Origin of the sequence: Streptomyces cynarae, from assembly GCF_025642135.1 — a bacterium.
GTDB classification, from domain to species: Bacteria; Actinomycetota; Actinomycetes; order Streptomycetales; family Streptomycetaceae; genus Streptomyces; species Streptomyces cynarae.
Genome location: NZ_CP106793.1, coordinates 6,320,318 through 6,343,207, shown reverse-complemented (window position 1 = coordinate 6,343,207; position 22,890 = coordinate 6,320,318). Strand labels below are relative to the sequence as shown.

The window sequence follows — 22,890 nt, the reverse complement described above, 5'->3', positions numbered from 1 at the left end:
GACTCGCTTGAAACCCAATTCCTTGCTCCTCACTCAGATGCTGGCTGCGCCAGCCCTCATACGTGGACGGATGACGTTCTGTCCGGCCCGTTTGCTGGCTTACTCGATAGTTCGCGGTACGTTCCGATTGCGGTCCTCTTCCGAGATCCAGGTCTCTTCGTCCTCGACCAAGTAGTCGGGCCGGTCGCCCTGACTGTTCTCCTTCTCGGACCGTCGCCCCTTGCCGCCCGCTCCACCAGCACCTGCCGCCTGCGTTCCGCCCCGGCTCCCGTGCAAGCCTGCACCACCACCGGCACCCTTGCCGACGCCCTTGGCCGCGCCGACCACACCGCCGCGGGACCTTGCGAGGGCTCCACGACCGCCAGCGCTGGCACTGCCTCGGCCAGCCGCGCCGGCTCCGCCGCCCATGCCGCCCATGCCAGCTCGGCCGCCGACGCCACGACCTGCTGTCGCACCGCCACCGGTCACTCCACCGCGAGCACCCAAACCTCCGATGCCGCCACGACCCGCAGTACTGCCGCCGACACCAAGTCCTCCTGCAGGAGCCACAATGCCTGGGCCCTGAGCCCCGCCGGTGCCGATTCCGACGCCACCGCCGCCGACTCCGACAGGGCCAGTGCCAGGAGTGGGTCCCGTCAGACCGGGGGTGATGCTGTCCACGTTCGTCCTGGCACTCGGGAGTTGCGTTCCGCCCGACGGGAGTTGTGTTCCGCCCGTTATGCCGTTGTCACGGGGCAGGGGCACCGTGGGAGCTGGCTTGATGCTGGTGGTCGGCCCTGCGCTCCACGGCTTAGCGGTGCTGCCTCCGGTACGGGGGCCTGAGCCGCCAGTAGGGGGCATGGTGATAGGGGGAGGCATCGGCGTATTCGGGTTCGGAGGGGCGAACGGGTCCTCTTTACCAGCATCGTAAGGCTGCCTCTGGGCATACGCCTTGTAGTTGACCGCCAGCTGCTCCATGATCGCCACGCCCTTGAGCTGCTCCTCCTTGCCCTTCGACAAAGAGTCGGCGTTCGCCTGGCGCGCAGCGTCCGTACTCACGCCCCTGTTGATGTCTTCCAGAAGCTGCTTATCGCTGCGATCGTCGTCCGTAAGCTTGTCCCAGGCCCTGTCCCAGCCGGACGGTTCTTTGACGTCCCGCATCTTCTCCATAGAGTTCCGCAGGTCGTTCTGGACTGCATGCATGGTTTCGCCGTAGTAGTTGGCCCACGCAGCCCCGTTCCGGATGTTCTGCAGGATCTCGTTGGCCTTCTTGCGGAATGCTTCGGCCGCTTCGCCCTCCCAGTGCTCCAGGACGTTCTCGACCGCGCTCTGCATCATGCCCGCGACGCTGTCCTTCGCGGAAACCTGGTCCACGCCGCCGCTCTTCGCATCACCGTCGCCGCCGGACAGGATGTTGTGGACCGACTTCCAGTGCTGGCTGACCTCGTAGATTCGGTTGGGGTCCGCGTCCAGGATCATGGAGCGCAGCGCAGGGATGCCCATCTTCATGAAGGGCGTCTTGATCTCGCTGCGGTCCGGGCCGCCCATACCTCCGTTGGGCAGCGATTCCAGCTTCTCGTCGTGCTTGTCCTTGATCCTCTGCTCTCGCGCCTGCTCCTGAGCCTTGATGTACTCAGGGTTGTTGTAGTACTCGCCGCCGTAGACCATCGTCGCACTCCCCCTTCGTCAGTGTGGCCGCTTAGTAGGCCGACCCCGTGGACCCGCCGTTGGGAGCAGCACTCACACCCTGCTTGTTCGCGTGCTCCTGGTTGTTGTACTTGTCCCTGACCTTGGAAGTGCTCGTGCTGAAGTCGTCGATCAGCTGGTGCAGGTCCTTGATCATGGTTTCGATCCGGGTCTTCTGCTTTTGGTGGGCGTCATGAAGGTCGTTCGACTCCAGGAACTTCATGCTGCCGAACGCAGTGCTCGGGATGTCCGTCTGGTACTTGGCCTTGTTGTGGGCGTTGTCCATGTCCGACAGAAGGCCATTGAGCTTGCGGATGACCTCATCCAGCGCGCTCAGATCGACCCGCATTCCGTTGCTCATACCCCGTTGTCCTCTCCCCTGTTTGAAAGTTGTCGGCGCCGGCCTCCCGGCGCCCAAGTCATCGACTAGCCCGACAGCCCAGCGCGCCCGACACGGCCAGGCCGTCCAGCCCGGCCGCCCGATCCGTCCCGGCCGTCCCGCTTACTCCGCCAATCCCGCACAGCCACCCCGCTCCCCGCGGCCACGCCCACCAAGAGCAGTCCGACACCCAACACGTATACGGCGATCCGGCGTTGCCGTTCCGCCTCGCTCTCCCCCATCGTCACCGCCATCGGAATGACTCCGCCAGACCCGGCCTTCACCGGCGGATCCGGTGTCGGGGACGAGCCCGGTGTCGAGTCGTCCGACAGTGCGGCGACCGGGTCGACAACCCCCCACCCGATGAAGCGGTTCGGACCACGCCCCGGCCGCTGAGCCGTTTGCTCGATGCGGGTGGCGATCTGGGTCGCCGTCCAGTTCGGGTGCTTCTCCTTCAGCAGGGCCGCCACGCCCGCGACGTACGGGGCCGCGAAGCTCGTGCCGTCGGCGGTGCACTGGCCGCCCTTCGGGACCGTGGAGACCATGCCGACGCCCGGTGCCGCGACGTCGACGAAGTCGCCGGCCTGTGAGAAGAAGGCTCGTTCGTCGTTGCGGTCGGAGGCCGCCACCGCCAGGACGCCCGGGTACGAAGCCGGAAACGTGTCCGCGGATGCACCGTCGGCTCCGTCGTTGCCTGCGGCGGCAACGATCAGGGCGCCCGCGTTCACGGCCGCTGCCACCGCGCTCCGCAGGGTGGGGTCGTCCTTCTTGTTCGCGGTGTCCGAGGAGATGTTGATGATGTCCGCGCCCTTGGCGACCGCGTCGCGAATCGCCGAGGCCATCGTCCCCGAGTTGCCCTGCTTGTTCTCCCCGCCCGTGTAGCGGAGAGAAAGGATCTTGGCGTCCGGAGCGATGCCCTCGAAGCCCGTGCCCTTCATCGGGCGAGCCGCGATGATGCCCGCCACCCGCGTGCCGTGGCCTTCCAGGTCCTGGGTGCCGGAGCCGCCGACGTAGGACTTGCTGCCTGACGTCACGGCTGCGCTCAGCTGGCGGTTGGAGCTGTCCACGCCCGTGTCGATCACCGCGACCGTGACGCCCTTGCCCGTCGCCTGTGCGCGCAGCTGGTCCAGGAGGATCCGCTGGAGTGACCACGGCGTGGACTTGATGACGGGGCCGCCGAACGTGCACTCGGTCGTGGCCGTGTCGCCGGAGCCGGGGTCCGAGTCGGTGAGGTGGGTGGGCGCCGGCACTCCGGCCGGCGCCGGGACGGCCACTGCCGACGTACCCGGTGCGAGGCAGATTCCCGTGGCTGCGAGCACGCCGAAGGCCCGCCGTACGGCGGCGGTTCCAGCGGTGCGGCTACGCGAACGAGCGGTCGTGCCCCGCATGTTCAGGTCCCCCATGTTCACGCCCTGAGGGCTTTCTTGCTTCCTTGCTTCCTTCGAAGCTTGGTCATGTGTACGTAGGTGAAGATGCGCCGACGCGTGTGCAGATTCCAGGGATTTACTGTGCACCGGCCCCGGACAAGGGCTCGGCCCAGCGGACGCCGTGGCGTCGGCTGGGCCGATTCTCCTCATCTCATGTCCCTCGGGCCGCCGACGGCTCAGCCCCAGGTCGAGGCGTTGCTCTTCTCGGTGGCCTGGTAGTTCTCGGCCGCGTTCTGGAGGGCCGCGGCGATCTTCAGCAGCGTAGCGTGCAGGTCCGCGGCGGTCTTGTCCCACTCGCGCTGCTTGCGCTGGTAGCCCTCCTGGGCCTCGCCTTCCCAGGTGCTGGCGACGCGCTTGACCGCGGCCTCGAGGTCGTCGAGCTGCTGCTTGATACGACCGGCGGTGGAGCGCACGTCCGAGGACGCGTTGGTGATGGTGGCGTAATTTACGAGGATGCCCGACATCGTCGTTCCCTTTCAGGAAGAGTCGAAGGAAATCGGTGGCAACCGGTCACAATCGGCGGCAACCGGCGACCACCGCGGAAAGTGGTGAAGAGCTCTGGAGAGCAGGAAGAGTCGAGTCCTGAGCGTTCGGCTCAGCCGAAGTCGGACATGATCTTGCTGATCTCGGAGTTCTGCTGCTCTTCCGACGCGGAGTAGTTGCTCCGCGTGGAGTCCACGGCTTCCTTGATGTCGTTGAGGATGTCGCTCATCCTCTTCGCGTCCGCGTTCCACCGTTCCTGCAGCTGGTGGTAGGACTGGGCCGCCTGGCCCTGCCAGCCGCCCGCGATCTGGTCGATCACTCCGTTGAGGCGGCGGATCTCGCCCTGAAGCTGACCGTTCACGGTGTTGATGTCGCCGGAGAGCTTGGTCAGTTCATCTTCTGTTACCCGGAACTGGCCGGCCATGTTGAACCTTCCCCCATGTCGTCGTTGATCCGGGAAACCTGCACCAGTACCCGGAGAAGCGGCCCATCCGTGAGCGCTGAAAGCACTCTATCGTCCGGCCGTCACACATCCACAAGCAAGGCCTATGCGTTACAGGGTTCACACAGTTGAGCGATGATCCTGTGATCCACTACGGCCAAGTGGCGCCTCTTTTCGGCCAGTTGGCCTGTCACTGACTCTGCGGCTGTGACGCGCTGCCGGTGTCCAAGGTGGGGCCCTTCGGGATGAACGTCGCCCAAGTCTGCGGTACAACCGCGGGGTTGGACACCTTCTCGTAGCCCAACCGGGTGCGTGCCTTGTCCGTCTCGCTCGCCCCCTCCGACGAGGAACTCGCGTCTCCCGAAGAGGACGAACCGGCGCCGCCCTGCGCGGCGCTGTCGTTGTTCGACGGCAGGGAGTAGCGCAGGCCCGTGTCCGTCAGCAGGTACGTCGCACCGCCTCCCTGCGCCGTCCCCGTGACCTCCTGGAAGAGCAGCCCGGAGCCGGACGAGACGTAGGCGCTCAGCGAATCCGCGACGACCTTCTTCGGGTAGGCCGTGCCGGCCCAGGCGGCGAGTTGCGGCTTCCGGTCCTCACCGATGGTGCCGTTGTAGACACTGCACGAGGTGGTGCGGGCCTCCCCGGTCGCCGTCGCCGCGGGGTTGGCCTGCCGGGGAACGGTCTGGGGCCAGCCCTTGTCCGCGTAGAAGGCGTCCGCCTGGCCGCCGTTGGCCGCGATGATGTCCGGGGTGTCGACGCGGATGTCGCTGATCGTGTCCGTCCCGTACGCCAGCTTGGCGGAGGGCGCACTCTTGAGCAGGCTGGCCACGAACGGCGTGATGGCGGCGACCCGGTCCCGCAGGACGACGTAGTACTGGGTGCCCTGCGCGTCCTGAGCCTTGAGCACCCGGCCCACCGTCCGCGCGTCCTGGGGGAGCCCCGAGACCGAGGTCGGCTGTCCGGCGGACGGAACCTGCGGGAAGGTGATGACGCCGCCCTCGTTGAGGGTGTGCAGCCACTGCTGGCTCACCGGTTGCGGCTTGGCCGTGGTGCCGATGACCGCGGCGCGCAGCTGCTCCATGGTGGTGCTGTCGAGCCCCGCCGGGCCGCCCAGCAGGAAGGCGTTGCCCTTGCCGTCGACCAGGTACTCCCGTGAGGTCTTGGGGTCGACGACGTACAGCGCCTCGCTGGCGTCGACCTTCCCCTCGTTCCCCAGCGCCTTCGCGTCGTCGGCGTCGAGGACGAAGACGGCACGGTCGATGGCGTCGTTCGATCCGGGGGCCGGCCGCTCGCACACCGCCCAGGTCTTCGCCTTCTCCGCGTCCGCCGCAGCAGGCAGCCGGTCGGGGGCGTACGGGATGCCGAGGGTCGCGCCGTGCGGGATGCCGCTCTTGTCGATCTCCTTGCCGGGAACCTCGATGACGCTGCCCTTGCCCTTGTCCAGGAGGAGCTTTGCGGAGGCGTAGTTGAGGACGGGGTGGAGTGTCGGGATCTCCTTGCCGTTCGTCGCCTTGTCCTTGAGGACGACGTAGCGCGTCGTGGAGTCGCTGTCGACGATGATGTACTCGCCGGGAGTGTCCCAGCCCGCCGGCGCCGACGGCTTGATCACGCCCCAGGCGATGAAGCCCACCACCAGCACGACGCCCACCGCGAGGCTGGGCATCACCGTCTGCATGGGACGCGGCGCGCCTTCGTCCGAGCCCCCCGGCGATGGCGCCAGGAACGCCGCGACGGTGCGCTTGCGAGCGAACGTGTAGGCAGCGAGCTCATCGCGACGCTTTGCCATGGTCCCCAGGTCTCCCGTTGTGTGATGCTCGACGTGGTGCTCGGTAGTGGTGCTCAGTTGTCGTGCTCAGTTGTCGTGCTCGATCCAGCTGTCGATCCAGCTGCTCGATACCAACCGCCGATCCGGCCGCTCGATCCAACTGCCCGACGGAGCTCCTCGATCCAGCCGCTCGATTCAACTGCTCGATGGAACTGCCCGACGAAGCCGCTCGATGTGCTCGAAAGGTCGACTCGGCCGAGCAGGCACTTACTATGCCCTGTGCCACCAGGCGACGTTCCATCAGGTACGTGGCGGCCCCGCATCTTCACAGAGCCTCAACCCCTGCGCCCCACCATGCGCGGCCGGTCCGTGAAAGGCTGGCCACCTGGGGTTTCGGTGTCCCCTGTGTCCGCCCGCGTGCAGCAGCGGGTACCGTGAGCCACTCGCATGGATGATGTGGGCCATCGGTGCCCCTGGCCCGTCGCCGGGATCTCCAACAGAGGATCTCCGCCCGACATATGGCCACTACTTCGCGAAAGGGATGTCCCGGGGGATGACCAGCGCTACGAGCACTCGGCGCGGAGGCCGCGCACAGCAGCAACAGGACGGTCCGGGCCGCAGACGCGGGCGGCTCCGGCCCCCGCCGCCGCGTCGCCGCGCATGCTGCCCAGCCCGGGAGGTATGGGCCCGCTGCGGCTGCAGCAGCTCATCCTGGTGGAGCTCGCGGCGGCCGTCATGCTGGCCGCCTGGGCCGCGGACGCGTCCTGGCTGCTGGCCCCGGCCGGTGGGGTGGCGGCGCTGCTGTTGCTCCTGGCGGTCCTGCGCCGGGGCCGCCGCCCGCTGCCCGAGTGGTACGAGACGACGCGCGCCCTCAGGCGCCGTCGACGCGAAGCCAAGCTGCCCGTCCCGCCCGGGACGGACCCGATGCTGGCCCCCACCGTCGAGTGCGACCCGGCCCTGCGGACGTACCGCTTCGTGTCCCGCGACGATCGCTCGATCGGCATGATCGGTGACGGGACCTTCCTGACCACCGTGCTCTTCGTGCAACCGGCGGACCAGCCGCTGCGTCCCGAGTCCGCAGGGCGGCAACTGCCGCTGCACCTGGTCCAAGAGGCGCTGGAGGTCGACGGGATCCGTCTGGCGTCCGCACAGGTCGTGCAACACACCCAGCCGGCGCCGGCACCGCATCTGCCCCAGCAGTCGGTCGCCGCGCGGTCGTACGGCCCCCTTCAGGCGCAGACGGGTTCGCCCGCGCTCCGGCTCACCTGGGTCGCCCTCAAGCTCGACCCGGAACTGTGCCCGGAGGCGGTCCAGGCACGCGGGGACGGCGTTCCCGGGGCGCAGCGCGCTCTGCTGCGGGTGGCGGACCAGCTGGCGAGCCGGCTGGCCGGGGCCGGCTTCCAGGCGACCATCCTGGACGAGACCGAGCTGGTACAGGCGCTCGCGACGTCCAGCTGTCTGAACCCGCGGGCCAACGCGCAGCACGCCCAGGACGGGCGCTCCCCCCAGCGGCGTACGGTCGAGTCGGTACGGAGCTGGCGGGTCGACGACCGGTGGCACACGACGTACTGGCTCTCCCGCTGGCCGCAGTTGGGGAACGGGGGCGTGGCGCTGCCCGAGCTGATCACGCGGTTCACCTCGCTCCCGGTGCTCGCCACGACATTCAGCGTGACGCTGGGCAAGGCCGGCAGCCGGGGCGTCTCCCTGGCCGGGCACCTGCGCGTCACCGCCCGTGGGGACAGCGAACTCGACGAGGTGGCTCGTGAGTTGGAGCGGGCCGCGAGTGCCGCGAAGGTCGGTCTGGTCCGCCTCGACCGGGAGCAGGTCCCCGGAGCTCTCGCCACTTTGCCGCTCGGAGGTACGTACTGATGTCCCACCCCGCCACGGCCACGGACCCGCGGCAGCACGGCCGGGCCACCGGACGCACGCCGGCGCACGTGGCCTCGCCCACCGACACCGGCATGATCCCCATCATCCGGCAGCCGGAGTCCTCGCAGCAGCAACGGCGCATCTTCAGCCCGGGGTTCGGGCTGCGCGGCCCGCGCCGGAACCGCCATGTCGTCACCGTCGACGAGCTCGCGGCCATCAGCATGCCGATCGGTGACGACGGCGTGATCATCGGTTCCGACCCGGAGTCGCAGCCGGCCGTGCTCGGTCTGTCCCGTCCCACCCCCTTCGACGTCGTGCTCGTGGGCGGCCTCTGGCTCGCCCAGGTGCTGGCGCTGCGCGCCGCCGCTACGGGGGCACGTGTGGGCGTCGAGACGGGCCGTCCGCAGGCCTGGCAGCAGTTGGCCCAGGTCGCGGGTGGCGGCCAGCAGTGTGTGACGGTCTATCCGGTCGGACGGGTGCCCGCGCAGGGACCCTCCGTCTCGAGCCCGGTCGTGCTGATCCGGGACTGCGGCGTTCGTCCGCCTCGCGGGCGGGTCACCTCCCTGCCGTGGCAGGCCGTGGTGACGGTGCTGCCGTTCGTCGGCGAGCACGCGCCGCGTTGGCTGGCCCAGGCCCAACTGGTCGGAATCCAGCGCATCTCGCCCCAGGAGACCGAGATCGTGCGCGACACCCTGGGCATTCCGGACGAGCATCTCCAGCTGCTGCCCACGCTTTACGACGGCGTCGCCCTGTGGTGCACCCGCAAGCATCGCAAGTTCGTCATGACCGAGCCCACCGATGCGGAGACAGGCCTGCTGGGCGTGGCCCGCCGTATGGACTGACGCGTCGTCCGACGGCTCGCCCGGCGGCTCGTCGGCGGCTCGTCGGCGGCTCGTCCGACGCCTTGTCGTCCCCGGATCGCGGTGCCTGCCGGTCGGGTCGACAGTCACTTTTCCGTACCGCGATCCAAGTGATTAGTCTCTTCTGGTGATGCGGTGACGATCGCAGCCGCGTGGGAATCGCCACTCGGTCCGCCCGGCCGCGACGACCAACTCAGCAGCAGTGGCTGACCAGGAGGCAAGCAGTGAACAGCGATCGGTCCGAGTACAACGGCGGCAGCCCGTCCTCGGACGGGGACGATCAAGACGTGGACCTCACCGGCGAGTTCGAAATCGTCTACACCCCTCCCGCCTGGTATGCCCAAAGCACGCAGGGTGGCTCCACGGCCGGCGGACAGCACGACGCCGGGCCGGCCGCGCCGCCTCCGCCGCCCGGCCCACCCGTCGGACCACCCACGGGACCCCCGGGCGGCCCCGCACCGCAGGCTCCCGCACCCCAGCCTCCCGCACAACCGGCTCCCGCACCCCAGGCCACCGCGCCGGCACAGCCGTACGCCCAGGGTGCTCCGCAGCCGCCCGCGCAGGGCTTGCCCGGGGCGGACCAGAACAGCACGGGTGGCTACGGTTTTCCGCAGCAGCAGTCCGCTCCGAGCGCCCCGCAGACGGCGGGAGGCGCGTCGGCGCCCGGGGCATACGGCTACCCCCAGCAGACGGGAGCGGGCGCACCCCAGCAGGGCCAGGACACGTCGGTCGGTCACGGACGGCCTCAGCCCCAGGCGCCGGCCCAGCCGCCCGCGCCCGGCTTCCCCGTGCTGCGGCCGGTCGACGAGGACGCCCAGGCCGCCCCGTCCCAGGCCGCTGCCCCGGCGGCTAGCGCTCCCCAACAGCCCGCCTCCGCACAGCCGATGGCCGCACAGCCGATGGCCGGGCAGTCGATGGCCGGGCAGTCGATGCCCGAGCCGTCGACGGCGGAGCTCAACCATGCCGCCGCCGACGCCGAGGCGGCGAGGCTGTTCGGCGGAGCCGACGACGAGGAGAAGCCGGAGGAGGGGCGGAACGACCAGCCGGAGTCGGATGACTCCGCCGGATCCGCGGTCTCCGGTCCGGAGGGCGACGAGACGGCGGACGCCCGTTCCGATGCGGAATCCGCCGCGCGGACCGATGCCGCGGTCCCGTCGGCGACCGGGGAGGCAGAGCCGGAAACAGAGGCGGACACGGAGCCGGCGCCCGCCGCTCCCGAAGCCGCGCCCGCGCCCGCCGCGCAGGAGCGCAGCCACAGGCGGCGCCCGCTGCACAGGCCCCCACCGCGCCCCAGGCCGGTCAGCCCCAGGCCGGTCAGGAGCTTCCGCCGCTGCCCCAGGGCTACGTGCCCGCACAGCCCGCTCAGGGGTCACCGCAGCAGGCAGGGCAGCCGGACCAGCGGGCCGCGGCGGCAGCCGCGCAGGCCGCCGGATACGGCTACCCGCAGCCGCCCGTCCAGCCGGTACCCGGGCAGCCCGGGTACCCGACGCCTCCACAGGGCACGTTCGGCCCGGCTCAGCCTCCCGTGTACCCAGCCCAGCCTCCCGCGTACCCGGCGCAGGGCGGGCACCCCGCACCGGGGGACCCGCGGCAGGCGCCCCAGCCCCCGCAGCCGCAGGCCGCCGGATACGGCTACCCGCAGCCGCCGGCCCAGCCGCTGCCGCAGCAACAGCCCGGACCGGTCGGCTACGGTTACCCGCCCCAGCAGGCCGGCTACGGCTACCCCCAGCCCGCCCCGCCTCAGCAGCCCGCCCCGCACCAGCAGCCCCCGGCCCAGCAACCGGCTCCGCCCCAACAGGCCGGCTACGGCTACCCCCAGCCCGCCCCGCCGCAGCAGCCCGCCCCGCACCAGCAGCCCCCGGCCCAGCAGCAGCCGCCGGCACAGCCGCTGCCGCAGCAACAGGCGCCCCAGCAGCCTCCCGCTGCGCCTCCCGCCGCCTACGGCAACCAGGGCTGGACCGCCCCGGTCGGCCCCCAGGCGGGCCCCGGCGCCCCCAGCAGCAGGCCGCGCCCGGCACGCCGCTCGGCTACAACGCCGCCGTGGAGCTCTCCTCCGACCGGCTGCTCCGCCATCAGCCGAAGGCGCGCAAGAACAACACGGGTCCGTCCCGCTTCAAGTTCGGCGCCAAGAAGGAGGAGGCCGAGCGGCAGCGGAAGCTGGAGCTGATCCGTACGCCGGTGATGTCCTGCTACCGGATCGCCGTGATCAGCCTCAAGGGCGGCGTCGGCAAGACCACGACGACCATGTCGCTCGGCGCCACGCTCGCCACCGAGCGCCAGGACAAGATTCTGGCGATCGACGCCAACCCGGACGCCGGCACCCTCGGCCGACGGGTGCGGCGCGAGACGGGCGCCACCATCCGCGACCTCGTCCAGGAGATCCCGCGGCTGAACAGCTACATGGACATCCGCCGCTTCACCTCGCAGGCGCCCTCGGGGCTCGAGATCATCGCCAACGACGTGGACCCGGCGGTCTCCACGACCTTCAACGACCAGGACTATCGTGCCGCGCTCGACGTACTGGGCCGGCAGTACCCGATCATCCTCACGGACTCGGGCACCGGTCTCCTCTACAGCGCGATGCGCGGGGTCCTTGACCTCGCCGACCAGTTGATCATCATCTCCACGCCCTCGGTGGACGGCGCGAGCAGCGCTTCGACCACGCTGGACTGGCTGTCGGCCAACGGCTTCGCCGATCTCGTCCAGCGGTCGGTCACCGTGATCTCCGGTGTCCGCGAGACCGGAAAGATGATCAAGGTGGAGGACATCGTCGCGCACTTCGAGACCCGCTGCCGCGCTGTCGTCGTGATCCCCTTCGACGAACACCTCGCGGCGGGCGCCGAGGTGGACCTCGACATGATGCGTCCCAAGACCCGCGAGGCCTACTTCGACCTCGCGGCCGTCGTCGCCGAGGACATCGCCCGTACGCAGCAGGGCTTCGGCAACCCGAACCTGCACTTCCAGCAGCCCCCGCAGGGATACGCAGCCCCGCAGCAGCCCCAGCAGCCCTACGCCCAGCCCGGCGGCACCCCGCAGCCGGGTCAGGGCTGGCAGCAGCCCCCGCAGCAGCCCGGAACGGGGCAGGGCTGGCAGCAACAGCAGCCCGGACCGGGCCAGAGCTGGCAGCAACAGCCGGCCCCGGACCAGAACCCGCAGCAGCCCCAGCCCCCGCAAGGCGCCGTACCGCCCGGCTGGACGCAGCAGTAGCGAACCGGCCCGCAACGCCGGAGGGCCGGCACCTTCACGGTGCCGGCCCTCCGGCGTTCGCGTAGTACGTCGCGGCGCGAGCGCACTCGTCCCCGGTGTCGCTCCGGGAGCACTGCTTCAGCGCTACTTCAGGTCGAACTCCCCGTCGCGCGCCCCGAGTACGAACGCCCGCCACTCCGCCGCGGTGTAGCGGAGCACCGTGTCGGGGTCCGCGGAGTTGCGCATCGCGACGGCGCCGCCCGGCAGGTACGCGATCTCCACCCGCTCGTCCTGGGGACCATCAGGGGAGCCGACCCACTCGACGCCGCTGATGTCCATGGCGTACAGCGCTTCCTTCTCCTGCTCGGTCGCCACCGGGTCCACTCCGTTCCACCGACCTTACGGACGAGGGGGATTGTACAACTGGGGGCGGCGACGGGGGGTTTGGGAGCGAACGGACGCGGCCGTTGTCCTCAGGCGGGGTCTCCGGCCGCCGCGATCAGTTCACGGCAGCGCTTCACGTCCTCCGCCATCTGCGCCAGCAACCCGTCCAGCGAGTCGAACTTGGCCTGGCCGCGGACGAACGCCAGGAAGTCCACGGCGACGTGCAGCCCGTACAGATCCAGTCCCACCCGGTCGATGGCGTACGCCTCCACGGTGCGCTCCGTGCCGTCGAACTGGGGGTTGGTCCCGACGGAGATCGCAGCCGGCATCGCCTCGCCCTCAACCTGCAGCCAGCCGGCGTAGACGCCGTCGGCCGGGATCGCGGTGTGCGGGAGCGTCTCGACGTTGGCGGTCGGGTAGCCGAGGTCGCGGCCGCGCTGGGCGCCGCGTACCACCACGCCCTCCACCCGGTGCGGACGTCCGAGGATCTCGCGCGCGCCCTCGACGTCGCCCTCGGCGATCAGCCGGCGGGTCAGGGTGGAGGAGAAGGGCTCGCCGCCGCCTGCCTCACCGGTCACGTAGAGATCGACCACCTCGACCTCGAAGTCGTAGGTCTTGCCCTGCTCGGCCAGGAACTCCACGTTGCCGGCGGCCTTGTGGCCGAAGCGGAAGTTCGGGCCCTCGACGACGGCCTTGGCGTGCAGCTTGTCCACCAGCACCTTGACCACGAAGTCGGCGGGCGAGAGCCGGGAGAACTCGGTGGTGAAGGGCAGGACGAGTACCGCGTCGACACCCAGTTCGGCGCACAGTTCGGCGCGACGGTGGTGCGGGGCGAGCAGCGGCGGGTGGCTGCCGGGGCGCACGACCTCGCTGGGGTGCGGGTCGAAGGTCACGACGACCGAGGGAACGCCCAGCTCACGGGCGCGTTCCACGGCATGCCGGATGATCAGCTGGTGACCGCGGTGGACTCCGTCGTAGGAGCCGATGGTGACGACGCTGCGCCCCCAGTCCTCGGGGATGTCCTCCAAGCCACGCCAGCGCTGCACTGTGACCGCTCCTCGTCGAACCCGTGTCCGTCTCTGCCTTGTACGCAGGTCTAAGGGTGCCATGCCGGGCGGCGTCGGCCCGCATCGGCATGGGGGCTGTGACGGGCGGCACGTCGTATCAAGGGAGGCGGCAGGCAGATCACGGGGGGTGGACGGCGGGCAGGCGCCCGCCGTGCGGGACCTGTGGCAGCGGCCGGGACGATCGTGCGGTGAACGCGCCCCCTTCCGCTCCCTCGGTTCACTCCGAGCGCCTGCTCCCCGGGGTGAATAGATACGGGTGGATGGATACACCTCTGTGAGGGGGAACCGAGGGGGGACCGTGGAGCGGCGACCGGCATCCCCGCGATCGCCGCTCCACGGGCAGGCACGGCGTACGTCAGCCGAACACGGCCAGGCTCTTCGCCTTCCCCCGGTGGGCCTCCACGAGCGCCAGGAGGCGGTCTTCGGGGCCGAAGACGGCGACGGGGCCCGCGCCCGCGTACTCGTCGGGCATCTCCAGCCGCACGCCGTTGGCGAGCAGCCGGGCCCGCTTGGCGTCCACGTCCCAGCGCGGGAAGGCGGCCGCGGCGGCCTCGGCGATCGGCATCACGGTCAGCTCCTGCTGGAGCTGCTCCAGGGTGCGGGCGGCGTCCAGCTTGTACGGCCCCACCCGGGTGCGGCGCAGCGCGGTGAGGTGGCCGCCGACGCCCAGGTCAGCACCGAGGTCGCGGGCGAGGGCCCGGATGTAGGTGCCGGACGAGCAGACCACGGACACCAGCAGGTCGAGCACCGGGGTGCCGTCCTCGGCGACGGCGTCCCGGACGTCGTACACCGCGAAGGACGAGACGGTGACCGGCCGGGCCGGGATGTCGAAGTCCTCGCCGTCCCGGGCCCGCTTGTACGACCGTACGCCGTTGATCTTGATGGCGCTGACCTTGGACGGCACCTGCATGATGTCGCCGGTCAGCTTGGCGATCCCGGCGTCGATGGCGTCCCGGGTGACCTTGGAGGCGTCGGTGGAGGAGGTGACCTCCCCTTCGGCGTCGTCGGTGACCGTCGTCTGCCCGAGGCGGACGGTGCCCACGTACTCCTTCTCGGTGAGTGCGAGGTGGCCGAGGAGCTTGGTGGCCTTCTCCACGCCGAGGACGAGGACGCCGGTCGCCATCGGGTCGAGGGTGCCGGCGTGGCCGACGCGACGGGTCCTGGCGATCCCGCGCATCTTGGCGACGACGTCGTGCGAAGTGAAGCCCGACGGCTTGTCGACGATGACGAGGCCGTCGGGCGTGGTGTGCTGCTGGGTCATTCGGCGGTGTCGTCCGTCTCGTCGTCGGAGCCGGGCTTCCGGTACGGGTCGGCCTCACCGGCGAACGACTTGCCCGTGGCCGCCTCGCGCACCTTCGCGTCGGAGGCGCGCGCCTTGTCGAGGAGGTCCTCGATCGTCCGGGCGGTGTCCGGGAGGGCGTCCGCGACGAAGGTGAGGGTCGGGGTGAACTTCACGCCGGCGGCGCGTCCCACCTCGGAGCGCAGGATGCCCTTGGCGCTCTCCAGGCCGGCCGCGGCGGCCTTCCGCTCCTCGTCGTCCCCGTACACGGTGTAGAAGACGGTCGCCTCCCTCAGATCGCCCGTCACCCGGGTGTCCGTGATGGTGACGTGCGAGCCGAGCCGCGGGTCCTTGATCCCGCGCTGCAGCTTCTGGGCCACCACCTCTCGGATGAGGTCCGCCAGCCTCTTAGCCCGCGCGTTGTCGGCCACTGGTCCGTCTCCCTGTCTTTCCTGTCTGTGTTCTTCGGTCAGTCGTCAGTCGTCATCGCCGTGGAGGCGCCGTCTGACGGACAGCAGCTCCACCTCGGGGCGTCCGGCGACCAGCCGCTCGCACCGGTCGAGTACGTCGGTCAGGTGCCCCGCGTCACCGGAGACCGCCGCGAGCCCGATGACGGCCCGCCGGTAGAGATCCATGTGGTCCACCTCCGCGGCGCTCACCGCGTACTTGCGCTGGAGCTCGGCGACGATCGGGCGGACGACGGAACGCTTCTCCTTCAGCGACCGTACGTCGCCCAGGAGGAGGTCGAAGGACAGGGTCCCCACGTACATGTGTGTCCGGATGACCCGCCGGTACGGGATCGGTGGCCCTGCCGTCGGAGCGGGCAGGGACACGAAAACCGTACAACGAACCCTGCGGGCCACTCGACGGGATTGTTCTCGCCCCCGCCGCCCTTACCCTTCCCGTCCTCCAGGGGCTCCGCCCCTTCAACCCCACCGGGGCTCCGCCCCGGACCCACACGGGGACCAGGTCCCCAGCACCCCTCACGGGGCACCGCCGCCCTCCTTGCAACCCGCCGCGACCCGCCACAGACCCTGACGCGGACAGCATCCCGCCACAGACCCTGACGCGGACAGCATCCCGCCACGACTCCGCCACAGACCCTGACGCGGACAGCATCCCGCCACGACTCCGCCACAGACCCTGACGCGGACAGCATCCCGCCACAGCTCCGCCACAGACCCTGACGGGGACAGCGTCCCGCCGGGGCACCGCCCTGCAAGCCACCAGGGCTCCGCCTGGGACCCGGGCGGGGCTTCGCGCTCCGTACTCGGGCGGGGGACTAGTCCCCGGCACCCGCTCACGGAGCACGCTCGGTAAAGCCGCTGAGGCTTCGCCCCAGGTCTGTCCCAGGGGTCGGCCGCCGATCCCCAGGCCCTGTCCCGGGGGCCGACCGCCGGACCCCCGCTCCTCAAACGCCGGAGGGGGCCGAATTCAGAATTCAGGGCCCCCTGCTCGAAGAGCCCGGGAGAGTCCGAGGACCAGGCCGCGAGGGCCACAGCGGGGCTGGGGGCGGCAGCCCCCAGGGTCGGGAAGGGAAGGGGCGGCGGGGGCGAAAACCCCTCACCGCCCGGCTGCACGCGACCGCCGGCCGACAGAACCGTGGTTCCGTCGGCCGGCGGTGAGCCCGGGCTTACGCCCGCGGCTTCTCGCGCATCTCGTACGTCGCGATGACGTCGTCGACCTTGATGTCGTTGAAGTTTCCGAGGTTGATACCACCCTCGTAGCCTTCGCGGATCTCGGTGACGTCGTCCTTGAAGCGACGCAGGCCCTCGATGGTGAGGTTCTCCGCGACCACCTTGCCGTCGCGGATGAGGCGGGCCTTGGTGTTGCGGCGCACCTCGCCCGAGCGGATGAGGACACCGGCGATGTTGCCCAGCTTGGACGACTTGAAGACCTCGCGGATCTCCGCCGTACCCAGCTCGACCTCTTCGAACTCCGGCTTGAGCATGCCCTTGAGGGCCGCCTCGATCTCCTCGATCGCCTGGTAGATGACCGAGTAGTACCGGACGTCCACACCCTCGCGCTCGGCCATCTGCGCCGCGCGGCCGGCCGCGCGGACGTTGAAGCCGATCACGATGGCGTCGGAGCCCATCGCCAGGTCGATGTCGGACTCCGTGACCGCACCGACGCCGCGGTGCAGGACGCGGATGTCGACCTCTTCGCCGACGTCCAGCTGGAGCAGGGAGGACTCCAGGGCCTCGACGGAACCAGAAGCGTCACCCTTGATGATCAGGTTCAGCTGCTGGACCTCGCCGGCCTTGAGCACCTTGTCCAGGTCCTCCAGCGACACGCGGCGCGTGCGCTTCGCGAAGGCCGCGTTGCGCTCACGGGCGGCACGCTTCTCGGCGATCTGACGGGCCGTACGGTCCTCGTCGACCACCAGGAAGTTGTCACCCGCACCCGGGACGTTGGTCAGGCCCAGGACCTGGACCGGCGTCGACGGGCCGGCCTCGGCGACGTTGTTGCCGTTGTCGTCGAGCATGGCGCGGACCCGGCCGTAGGCGTCGCCCACGACCATCGTGTCGCCGACCCGCAGCGTGCCTCGCTGGACGAGGACCGTCGCCACGGCACCACGGCCGCGGTCGAGGCGGGACTCGATCGAGATGCCCTGCGCGTCCTGGTTCGGGTTGGCCCGCAGGTCGAGCGAGGCGTCGGCCGTGAGGATCACGGCCTCCAGCAGCGAGTCGATGTGCAGACCCTGCTTGGCGGAGATGTCGACGAACATGGTGTCGCCGCCGTACTCCTCGGCCACCAGGCCGTACTCGGTCAGCTGACCGCGCACCTTGGTCGGGTCGGCACCCTCGACATCGATCTTGTTGACCGCGACCACGATCGGCACGTCGGCCGCCTTGGCGTGGTTGAGCGCCTCGACCGTCTGCGGCATGACGCCGTCGTTGGCCGCGACGACCAGGATCGCGATGTCGGTCGACTTCGCACCACGCGCACGCATGGCGGTGAACGCCTCGTGACCCGGGGTGTCGATGAAGGTGATCTTGCGCTCTTCGTCGTTGACCTCGGTCGCGACCTGGTAGGCACCGATGTGCTGGGTGATGCCGCCGGCCTCGCCCGCGATGACGTTCGTCTTGCGGATGGCGTCGAGCAGTCGGGTCTTACCGTGGTCGACGTGACCCATGACGGTCACCACCGGCGGACGGACGACCAGGTCCTCCTCGGAGCCCTCGTCCTCACCGAACTCGATGTCGAAGGACTCGAGCAGCTCGCGGTCCTCCTCCTCGGGGCTGACGATCTGAACCGTGTAGTTCATCTCGTCGGCGAGGAGCTGCAGCGTCTCGTCGGAGACGGACTGCGTGGCCGTGACCATCTCGCCGAGGTTCATCATGACCGCGACGAGGGACGCCGGGTTGGCGTTGATCTTCTCCGCGAAGTCCGTGAGCGACGCGCCGCGGGAGAGACGGATGGTCTCGCCGTTGCCACGCGGCAGCATCACGCCGCCGACGCTCGGGGCCTGCATGGCCTCGTACTCCTGGCGCCTCTGCCGCTTCGACTTGCGGCCACGACGCGCGGGACCACCCGGGCGACCGAAGGCGCCCTGAGTGCCACCACGGCCACCGGGACCGCCGGGACGGCCACCGAAGCCGGGACGGCCACCGCCGCCACCGCCACCGGGACCACCCGGACGACCGGCGAAACCGCCGCCACCGCCACCGGGACCGGCAGGACGGCCGGCGAAGCCGCCGCCACCGCCACCCGGACGGCGGCGAAGCCGCCGCCACCCGGACGACCGCCGCCGCCACCGGGACGACCGCCGCCACCGGGACCGCGGCCGCCGGGGCCGCCGCCGGGACGCGGGCCCGCAGCGGGACGCTGCGGCATCATGCCGGGGTTCGGACGCGGGCCGCCGGGGCCGCCGCCGGGACGGGGACCGCCCTGCGGACGCGGCATCGAGCCCGGGGTCGGGCGCGGACCGCCCGGAGCCTGCGGACGCGGACCGCCACCGGCCGCACCCTGCGGACGGGGACCGCCCTGGCCCGCGGCCTGCGGACGCGGACCGCCGCCGGGAGCGCCGGGACCACCCGGACGCGCGCCCTGCGGACGGGGCGCCTGCGGGCGCGCCATGCCGGTGGAGCCACCGGAGGTGAAGGGGTTGTTACCCGGACGCGGACCGGCCGGACGGGCACCCGGACGCGCGCCGGTGCCACCCGGACGCGGGGCGCCGGGACGAGCGCCCTGGGCACCGCCCTGGCCCTGCCCCTGACCGGGCGCGGCCGGACGTGCGCCGGGCTTGGGGGCGCCGGGACGAGCACCCGGGCGCGGGCTGGGGGCGGCCGGAGCCGCCGGAGGTGCCGTGAACTCCGGGGCACCCGGAGCCGGGGACGCCGGGGCGGGCCGCGGCGCGGGCTTGGGGCCCGGCGTCGGGCGCGGACCCGGGGCCGGAGCCGCGGGCTTCTCGGCGGCCGGGGGCTTGGGGGCCGCCGGACGCGGGGCAGCCGGACGTGCGGCCTGCGCCGGGGAGGGCGCGGCCGGCTTCGCCGGGGAGGCCTTGCGCGGGGCGGCGGACTTCGCGCCACCGCCGTTGCCCTGCTGGAGGGCGTCGGTCAGCTTGCGTACTACGGGCGCTTCGATGGTCGAAGACGCCGAACGGACGAATTCACCGAGTTCCTGGAGCTTGGCCATGACGACCTTGCTCTCCACACCGAACTCCTTGGCGAGTTCGTAGACCCGGACCTTAGCCACTTCGCTCCTTTGAGGTCCGGGTTGAAGCCGGACCGTCGCTAGTTCATGGGCGTACTCATCGCGTACTCATCGAGTGCTCATCGCAATCTCGACCTGCTTTCGACTCGCGAGGTACCAGGACCGCACAGGGATCCGTGCGGCACGTCTTACGGTGTTGCCTGCCCAGCTGGGTGCTGCTGACAACTGTCTTCCTGCTCGACGTACTGGCGCAACGCTTTTGTGTCGAGCGGACCCGGGACGCGGAGCGCCCGTGGGAACGCCCGGCGGCGGACCGCCAGGTCGAAACAGGACAGTGCGGGGTGCACGTACGCACCCCGGCCGGGCAGCGTACCGCGAGGATCGGGGACGCAGGCGTCCTCGACCGCCACGGTGCGCAGCAGTTCGATCTTGGCCGCTCGCTCCCGGCACCCCACACAGGTGCGTTCAGGGCATGCTCCGGCGTGCGTCCGGCCAGACACGGTTAAGTCTACCTCCCCGCGGCGACCTCACCCCTTCGGGGCAAGAGTCGAACAGCTGCTGCACACAAAACTGTCGTGATCTCAGCGTCGCACGGCCGGGATCTATTCCCGGCCGAGGTCACGCGCCTCAGGCCGGCCTCTCGGCGGGCTGTTCGGTGTCGGGGCGGATGTCGATCCGCCAGCCGGTCAGCCGGGCCGCCAGACGGGCGTTCTGCCCCTCCTTGCCGATCGCCAGCGACAGCTGGTAGTCGGGGACCGTCACGCGCGCGGAGCGGGCCGCGAGGTCCACGACCTCCACCTTGGTGACACGGGCCGGGGACAGGGCGTTCGCCACCATCTCGGCCGGGTCGTCGGACCAGTCGACGATGTCGATCTTCTCACCGTTCAGCTCGCCCATGACGTTGCGCACACGGCCGCCCATGGGGCCGATGCAGGCGCCCTTGGCGTTCAGACCCGAACGGGTGGACCTGACGGCGATCTTCGTACGGTGACCGGCCTCACGGGCGATCGCGGCGATCTCCACGGAGCCGTCGGCGATCTCCGGCACCTCGAGCGCGAACAGCTTCTTCACCAGATTGGGGTGGGTGCGCGAAAGAGTGACGGACGGACCGCGTACGCCCTTCGCCACCCGGACGACGTACGAGCGGATGCGCTTGCCGTGTTCGTACGTCTCCCCCGGCGCCTGCTCCTGTACCGGCAGGATGGCCTCGAGCTTGCCGATGTCGACGAGCACGTTCTTCGGGTCGCGGCCCTGCTGGACCACTCCGGTGACGATGTCGCCCTCGCGGCCCGCGTACTCGCCGAGCGTCGCGTCGTCCTCGGCGTCGCGCAGACGCTGCAGGATGACCTGCTTGGCGGTGGTGGCGGCGATGCGGCCGAAGCCCGACGGGGTGTCGTCGAACTCGCGCGGCTCCTGCCCCTCCTGAAGATCCTCGGGATCCTCCTTCGCCCACACGGTCACATGGCCGGTCTCCCGGTCGAGCTCGACGCGCGCGTGGCGGCGGCTTCCCTCGGTGCGGTGGTAGGCGATGAGGAGGGCCGACTCGATCGCCTCGACCAGCAGGTCGAAGGAGATCTCCTTCTCCCGTACCAAGCCCCGCAGGGCACTCATGTCGATGTCCACGGCTACGCCTCCTCCTCTTCCTTCATGTCCTTCGTGTCCTTGCGGCTGAACTCCACCTGGACCCGCGCCCTGGCGATGTCCGGGAAGGCGAGTCTGCGGGGGGTGGCCTTGCGGCCCTTCACACCGGGCACCTCGAGGTCGACACCGTCGTCGTCGACCTGCTGAATCCTGGCGACCAGTTCTCCGCCCTCCGCCAACTGGAACCTCACCAGCCGGCCCAGGGCCCGTACGTAGTGCCGGTGTTCCTGGAGGAGGCGCTCCGCGCCCGGGGTTCCGACCTCGAGGGTGTATTCGCCCTCGCCCATCGCGTCCGTCTCGTCGAGCTTCGCCGAGAGCGCGCGGCTCACATCGGCGATCTGGTCCAGGTCGGCACCGGTGTCGGAGTCGACGACGACGCGCAGCACACGCTTGCGCCCGACGGCGTCCACCGCGATCTCCTCGAGATCGAGCCCCTGGGATGTGACGAGCGGTTCCAGAAGTTCTCGCAGCCTCTCGCTCTGGGTGGTGCTCATCCGGGTGACTCCTCGGCCGCGTGTGCTGTTGTGGGATGGTCGCTGTCAGGTCAAAGGGTATCCGGTCCAGGGGGGTGATGCCGTCCACCTGGGCCGCACGGCGAACGGCGGTCCGGCGGGCGCCACGCGTGCGTGCGCGCTGTCGACCCGAGCCGATGGCAGGCACGGGCGGGGTACGCGGGTACGGTGATCATCGGGCTCCCGCCCATCCGTTGGGGTCCCGCCCATCCGTTCGTACCGAAGCCTCCGAGGACGGTCTGCCGTGCCCCTCCCCCCGCCTGCACGCGCCCCGCTGCGCAGAAGGAGCCTGTTCGCCTCGGCCGCGGGTGCGGCGCTGCTGGCGGGCTGTTCCGGCGCCTCCGATTCGGGCGCCCCGGGCGGCGGCCCGGCGGCAGCCGACCGGCACGCGCGCGCGTGCGGCCCGGGACAGCGAGGCACTGGCGGCGCGGTACGCGGCGGTCATCGACGCCCATCCGGAACTGGCGGCACGGTTGCGGCCACTGCGGGCGGAGGTCGTCCGGCACGCACAGGCGTTCGGCGGCGGGGCGGCGCCCGGCGTCCCCCTCCGCCGCTCGGCCGGCGCCTCCGCCTCCCCCTCCCCCTCGGCCTCCGCCTCCCCCGTACCGGCGGACGCCAAGTCCGCACTGGCCGGTCTGGCCGCGGCGGAGCGCGCCCTGGCCGACCGGCGCGGCAGGGCGTTGCTGGAGGTGCCGGGCGAGCTGGCACGGCTGATGGCGTCCGTGGCCGCGGCCGGGGCCGCGCACGCGTACCTGCTGACGGAGGGCGGAAAGTGAGCACGAGCAGCACCGGCACTCCGACGCCCGTGAGCGACGAGCTGACGGCTCTGCGCGCCGCCCTGCGCGCCGAACACGCCGCCGTGTACGGCTACGGCGTCGTCGGCGGCCGCATCGAGCAGGCGCGGCGGGCGGAGGCGCTGGCCGCCTACGACGCCCACCGCGCCCGGCGGGACGAACTGGCCCGGGCGGTACGGGACCTGGGCGGCACGCCGGACGCCGCCGCGGCCGGGTACGCGCTGCCGTTCCCGGTGCCCGACTCCGCCGCCGCCGTGCGGCTGGCCGCCGAGCTGGAGGAGCGGGTGGCCGGGGTGTACTCGGATCTCGTGCGGGCCTCGACGGGTGCGCGGCGCGGCTTCGCCGCCGGGGCTCTGCGGGAAGCCGCGGTGCGGGCGGTGCGCTGGAGCGGCGAGAGCGTAGCCTTCCCTGGTCTCGCCGAGCGGGCGGCGGCCACCCCCACCCCGTCGGCGACACCGCGAACCTGACGCGTACGCACTCG

General features: G+C 71.0%; 18 protein-coding genes and 4 pseudogenes. 6 read left to right on the top strand and 16 right to left on the bottom strand.

From position 1 onward, the window contains the following. Nucleotides 1-99: 99 nt before the first annotated feature. The 6 genes from N8I84_RS28895 to eccB all read right to left on the bottom strand — a co-directional run bounded on the left by N8I84_RS28895 (nt 100) and on the right by eccB (nt 6,182). Nucleotides 100-1,647 carry a hypothetical protein gene (locus tag N8I84_RS28895; protein WP_263232360.1) on the bottom strand — a complete coding sequence of 516 codons (1,548 nt, stop codon included), beginning with the start codon at nt 1,645-1,647 and terminating at the stop codon, nt 100-102. 31 nt (nt 1,648-1,678) lie between these two features. After that, entirely contained in the window at nt 1,679-2,026 is a 348-nt protein-coding gene (locus N8I84_RS28890) for a hypothetical protein (RefSeq protein WP_263232359.1), read from the bottom strand. 65 nt (nt 2,027-2,091) lie between these two features. Continuing rightward, nucleotides 2,092-3,447 carry a type VII secretion-associated serine protease mycosin gene (gene mycP, locus N8I84_RS28885; protein WP_263232358.1) on the bottom strand — a complete coding sequence of 452 codons (1,356 nt, stop codon included), beginning with the start codon at nt 3,445-3,447 and terminating at the stop codon, nt 2,092-2,094. A 200-nt stretch (nt 3,448-3,647) separates the two neighbouring features. Continuing rightward, on the bottom strand, nt 3,648-3,935 hold the full coding sequence (locus tag N8I84_RS28880; RefSeq protein ID WP_263232357.1) for a WXG100 family type VII secretion target: 288 nt from the start codon (nt 3,933-3,935) through the stop codon (nt 3,648-3,650). A gap of 131 nt (nt 3,936-4,066) precedes the next feature. Beyond that, complete coding sequence (locus N8I84_RS28875; protein ID WP_103843682.1) at nt 4,067-4,378, bottom strand: WXG100 family type VII secretion target; 312 nt, start codon at nt 4,376-4,378, stop codon at nt 4,067-4,069. 208 nt (nt 4,379-4,586) lie between these two features. Further along, nucleotides 4,587-6,182: a type VII secretion protein EccB gene (gene eccB, locus N8I84_RS28870; RefSeq protein WP_263232356.1), complete on the bottom strand. Its 1,596-nt coding sequence runs from the start codon at nt 6,180-6,182 to the stop codon at nt 4,587-4,589. Between the two features lie 660 nt (nt 6,183-6,842). On the opposite strand from eccB, the gene eccE reads away from it, so the two are divergent. The 3 genes and pseudogenes from eccE to N8I84_RS42825 form a co-directional block, all read left to right on the top strand. Next, nucleotides 6,843-8,030: a type VII secretion protein EccE gene (gene eccE, locus N8I84_RS28865; RefSeq protein ID WP_313884302.1), complete on the top strand. Its 1,188-nt coding sequence runs from the start codon at nt 6,843-6,845 to the stop codon at nt 8,028-8,030. Then, nucleotides 8,030-8,872 (top strand): hypothetical protein, encoded by an 843-nt coding sequence (locus N8I84_RS28860; protein WP_390898957.1) that lies wholly within the window; start codon nt 8,030-8,032, stop codon nt 8,870-8,872. Before eccE ends, N8I84_RS28860 begins: the two co-directional genes overlap by 1 nt. Nucleotides 8,873-9,042: 170 nt before the next feature. Next, nucleotides 9,043-9,231: pseudogene (locus tag N8I84_RS42825) on the top strand (SCO5717 family growth-regulating ATPase); the annotation flags it as partial. 404 nt (nt 9,232-9,635) lie between these two features. On the opposite strand, the gene N8I84_RS28855 reads toward N8I84_RS42825, so the two are convergent. Then, a complete protein-coding gene (locus N8I84_RS28855) occupies nt 9,636-10,085 on the bottom strand; it encodes a hypothetical protein (RefSeq protein ID WP_263235071.1) in 450 nt (149 codons plus the stop codon). A gap of 348 nt (nt 10,086-10,433) precedes the next feature. Between N8I84_RS28855 and N8I84_RS42815 the strand changes: the two are divergent. Then, nucleotides 10,434-12,097: pseudogene (locus N8I84_RS42815) on the top strand (AAA family ATPase); the annotation flags it as partial. Nucleotides 12,098-12,220: 123 nt separating this feature from the next. On the opposite strand, the gene N8I84_RS28845 reads toward N8I84_RS42815, so the two are convergent. From N8I84_RS28845 to rimP, 9 genes and pseudogenes are all read right to left on the bottom strand, one after another. Then, nucleotides 12,221-12,451, bottom strand: coding sequence for a DUF397 domain-containing protein (locus tag N8I84_RS28845; protein ID WP_103845576.1), 231 nt, complete (start codon nt 12,449-12,451; stop codon nt 12,221-12,223). 98 nt (nt 12,452-12,549) lie between these two features. Further along, nucleotides 12,550-13,506, bottom strand: coding sequence for a bifunctional riboflavin kinase/FAD synthetase (locus N8I84_RS28840; protein ID WP_263232354.1), 957 nt, complete (start codon nt 13,504-13,506; stop codon nt 12,550-12,552). Nucleotides 13,507-13,882: 376 nt separating this feature from the next. Further along, nucleotides 13,883-14,788, bottom strand: a complete 906-nt coding sequence (truB, locus tag N8I84_RS28835) for a tRNA pseudouridine(55) synthase TruB (RefSeq protein ID WP_263232353.1) — start codon at nt 14,786-14,788, stop codon at nt 13,883-13,885. Next, nucleotides 14,785-15,237 carry a 30S ribosome-binding factor RbfA gene (gene rbfA, locus N8I84_RS28830; protein WP_200422686.1) on the bottom strand — a complete coding sequence of 151 codons (453 nt, stop codon included), beginning with the start codon at nt 15,235-15,237 and terminating at the stop codon, nt 14,785-14,787. Before rbfA ends, truB begins: the two co-directional genes overlap by 4 nt. A gap of 45 nt (nt 15,238-15,282) precedes the next feature. After that, on the bottom strand, nt 15,283-15,576 hold the full coding sequence (locus N8I84_RS28825) for a DUF503 domain-containing protein (RefSeq protein WP_200422685.1): 294 nt from the start codon (nt 15,574-15,576) through the stop codon (nt 15,283-15,285). Between the two features lie 863 nt (nt 15,577-16,439). Continuing rightward, nucleotides 16,440-19,504, bottom strand: a pseudogene (gene infB, locus N8I84_RS28820) (translation initiation factor IF-2). Nucleotides 19,505-19,650: 146 nt separating this feature from the next. Beyond that, nucleotides 19,651-19,962: a YlxR family protein gene (locus tag N8I84_RS28815; RefSeq protein ID WP_263232352.1), complete on the bottom strand. Its 312-nt coding sequence runs from the start codon at nt 19,960-19,962 to the stop codon at nt 19,651-19,653. A gap of 127 nt (nt 19,963-20,089) precedes the next feature. Next, nucleotides 20,090-21,085: a transcription termination factor NusA gene (nusA, locus tag N8I84_RS28810; RefSeq protein ID WP_263232351.1), complete on the bottom strand. Its 996-nt coding sequence runs from the start codon at nt 21,083-21,085 to the stop codon at nt 20,090-20,092. Nucleotides 21,086-21,087: 2 nt separating this feature from the next. Beyond that, a complete protein-coding gene (rimP, locus tag N8I84_RS28805) occupies nt 21,088-21,597 on the bottom strand; it encodes a ribosome maturation factor RimP (RefSeq protein WP_263232350.1) in 510 nt (169 codons plus the stop codon). 262 nt (nt 21,598-21,859) lie between these two features. On the opposite strand from rimP, the pseudogene N8I84_RS28800 reads away from it, so the two are divergent. Beyond that, a pseudogene (locus N8I84_RS28800) lies at nt 21,860-22,391 on the top strand (hypothetical protein). Continuing rightward, nucleotides 22,388-22,876 (top strand): ferritin-like domain-containing protein, encoded by a 489-nt coding sequence (locus N8I84_RS28795; protein ID WP_236041906.1) that lies wholly within the window; start codon nt 22,388-22,390, stop codon nt 22,874-22,876. Before N8I84_RS28800 ends, N8I84_RS28795 begins: the two are co-directional and overlap by 4 nt. The last annotated feature ends 14 nt before the right edge of the window (nt 22,877-22,890 follow it).

Bases quoted from the DNA above. Each gene is read 5' to 3' on its own strand.
- N8I84_RS28895 (WP_263232360.1), bottom strand. From the start codon at position 1,647: ATGGTCTACGGCGGCGAGTACTACAACAACCCTGAGTACATCAAGGCT.
- N8I84_RS28890 (WP_263232359.1), bottom strand. From the start codon at position 2,026: ATGAGCAACGGAATGCGGGTCGATCTGAGCGCGCTGGATGAGGTCATC.
- mycP (WP_263232358.1), bottom strand. From the start codon at position 3,447: ATGGGGGACCTGAACATGCGGGGCACGACCGCTCGTTCGCGTAGCCGC.
- N8I84_RS28880 (WP_263232357.1), bottom strand. From the start codon at position 3,935: ATGTCGGGCATCCTCGTAAATTACGCCACCATCACCAACGCGTCCTCG.
- N8I84_RS28875 (WP_103843682.1), bottom strand. From the start codon at position 4,378: ATGGCCGGCCAGTTCCGGGTAACAGAAGATGAACTGACCAAGCTCTCC.
- eccB (WP_263232356.1), bottom strand. From the start codon at position 6,182: ATGGCAAAGCGTCGCGATGAGCTCGCTGCCTACACGTTCGCTCGCAAG.
- eccE (WP_313884302.1), top strand. From the start codon at position 6,843: ATGGGCCCGCTGCGGCTGCAGCAGCTCATCCTGGTGGAGCTCGCGGCG.
- N8I84_RS28860 (WP_390898957.1), top strand. From the start codon at position 8,030: ATGTCCCACCCCGCCACGGCCACGGACCCGCGGCAGCACGGCCGGGCC.
- truB (WP_263232353.1), bottom strand. From the start codon at position 14,788: ATGACCCAGCAGCACACCACGCCCGACGGCCTCGTCATCGTCGACAAG.
- N8I84_RS28825 (WP_200422685.1), bottom strand. From the start codon at position 15,576: ATGTACGTGGGGACCCTGTCCTTCGACCTCCTCCTGGGCGACGTACGG.
- rimP (WP_263232350.1), bottom strand. From the start codon at position 21,597: ATGAGCACCACCCAGAGCGAGAGGCTGCGAGAACTTCTGGAACCGCTC.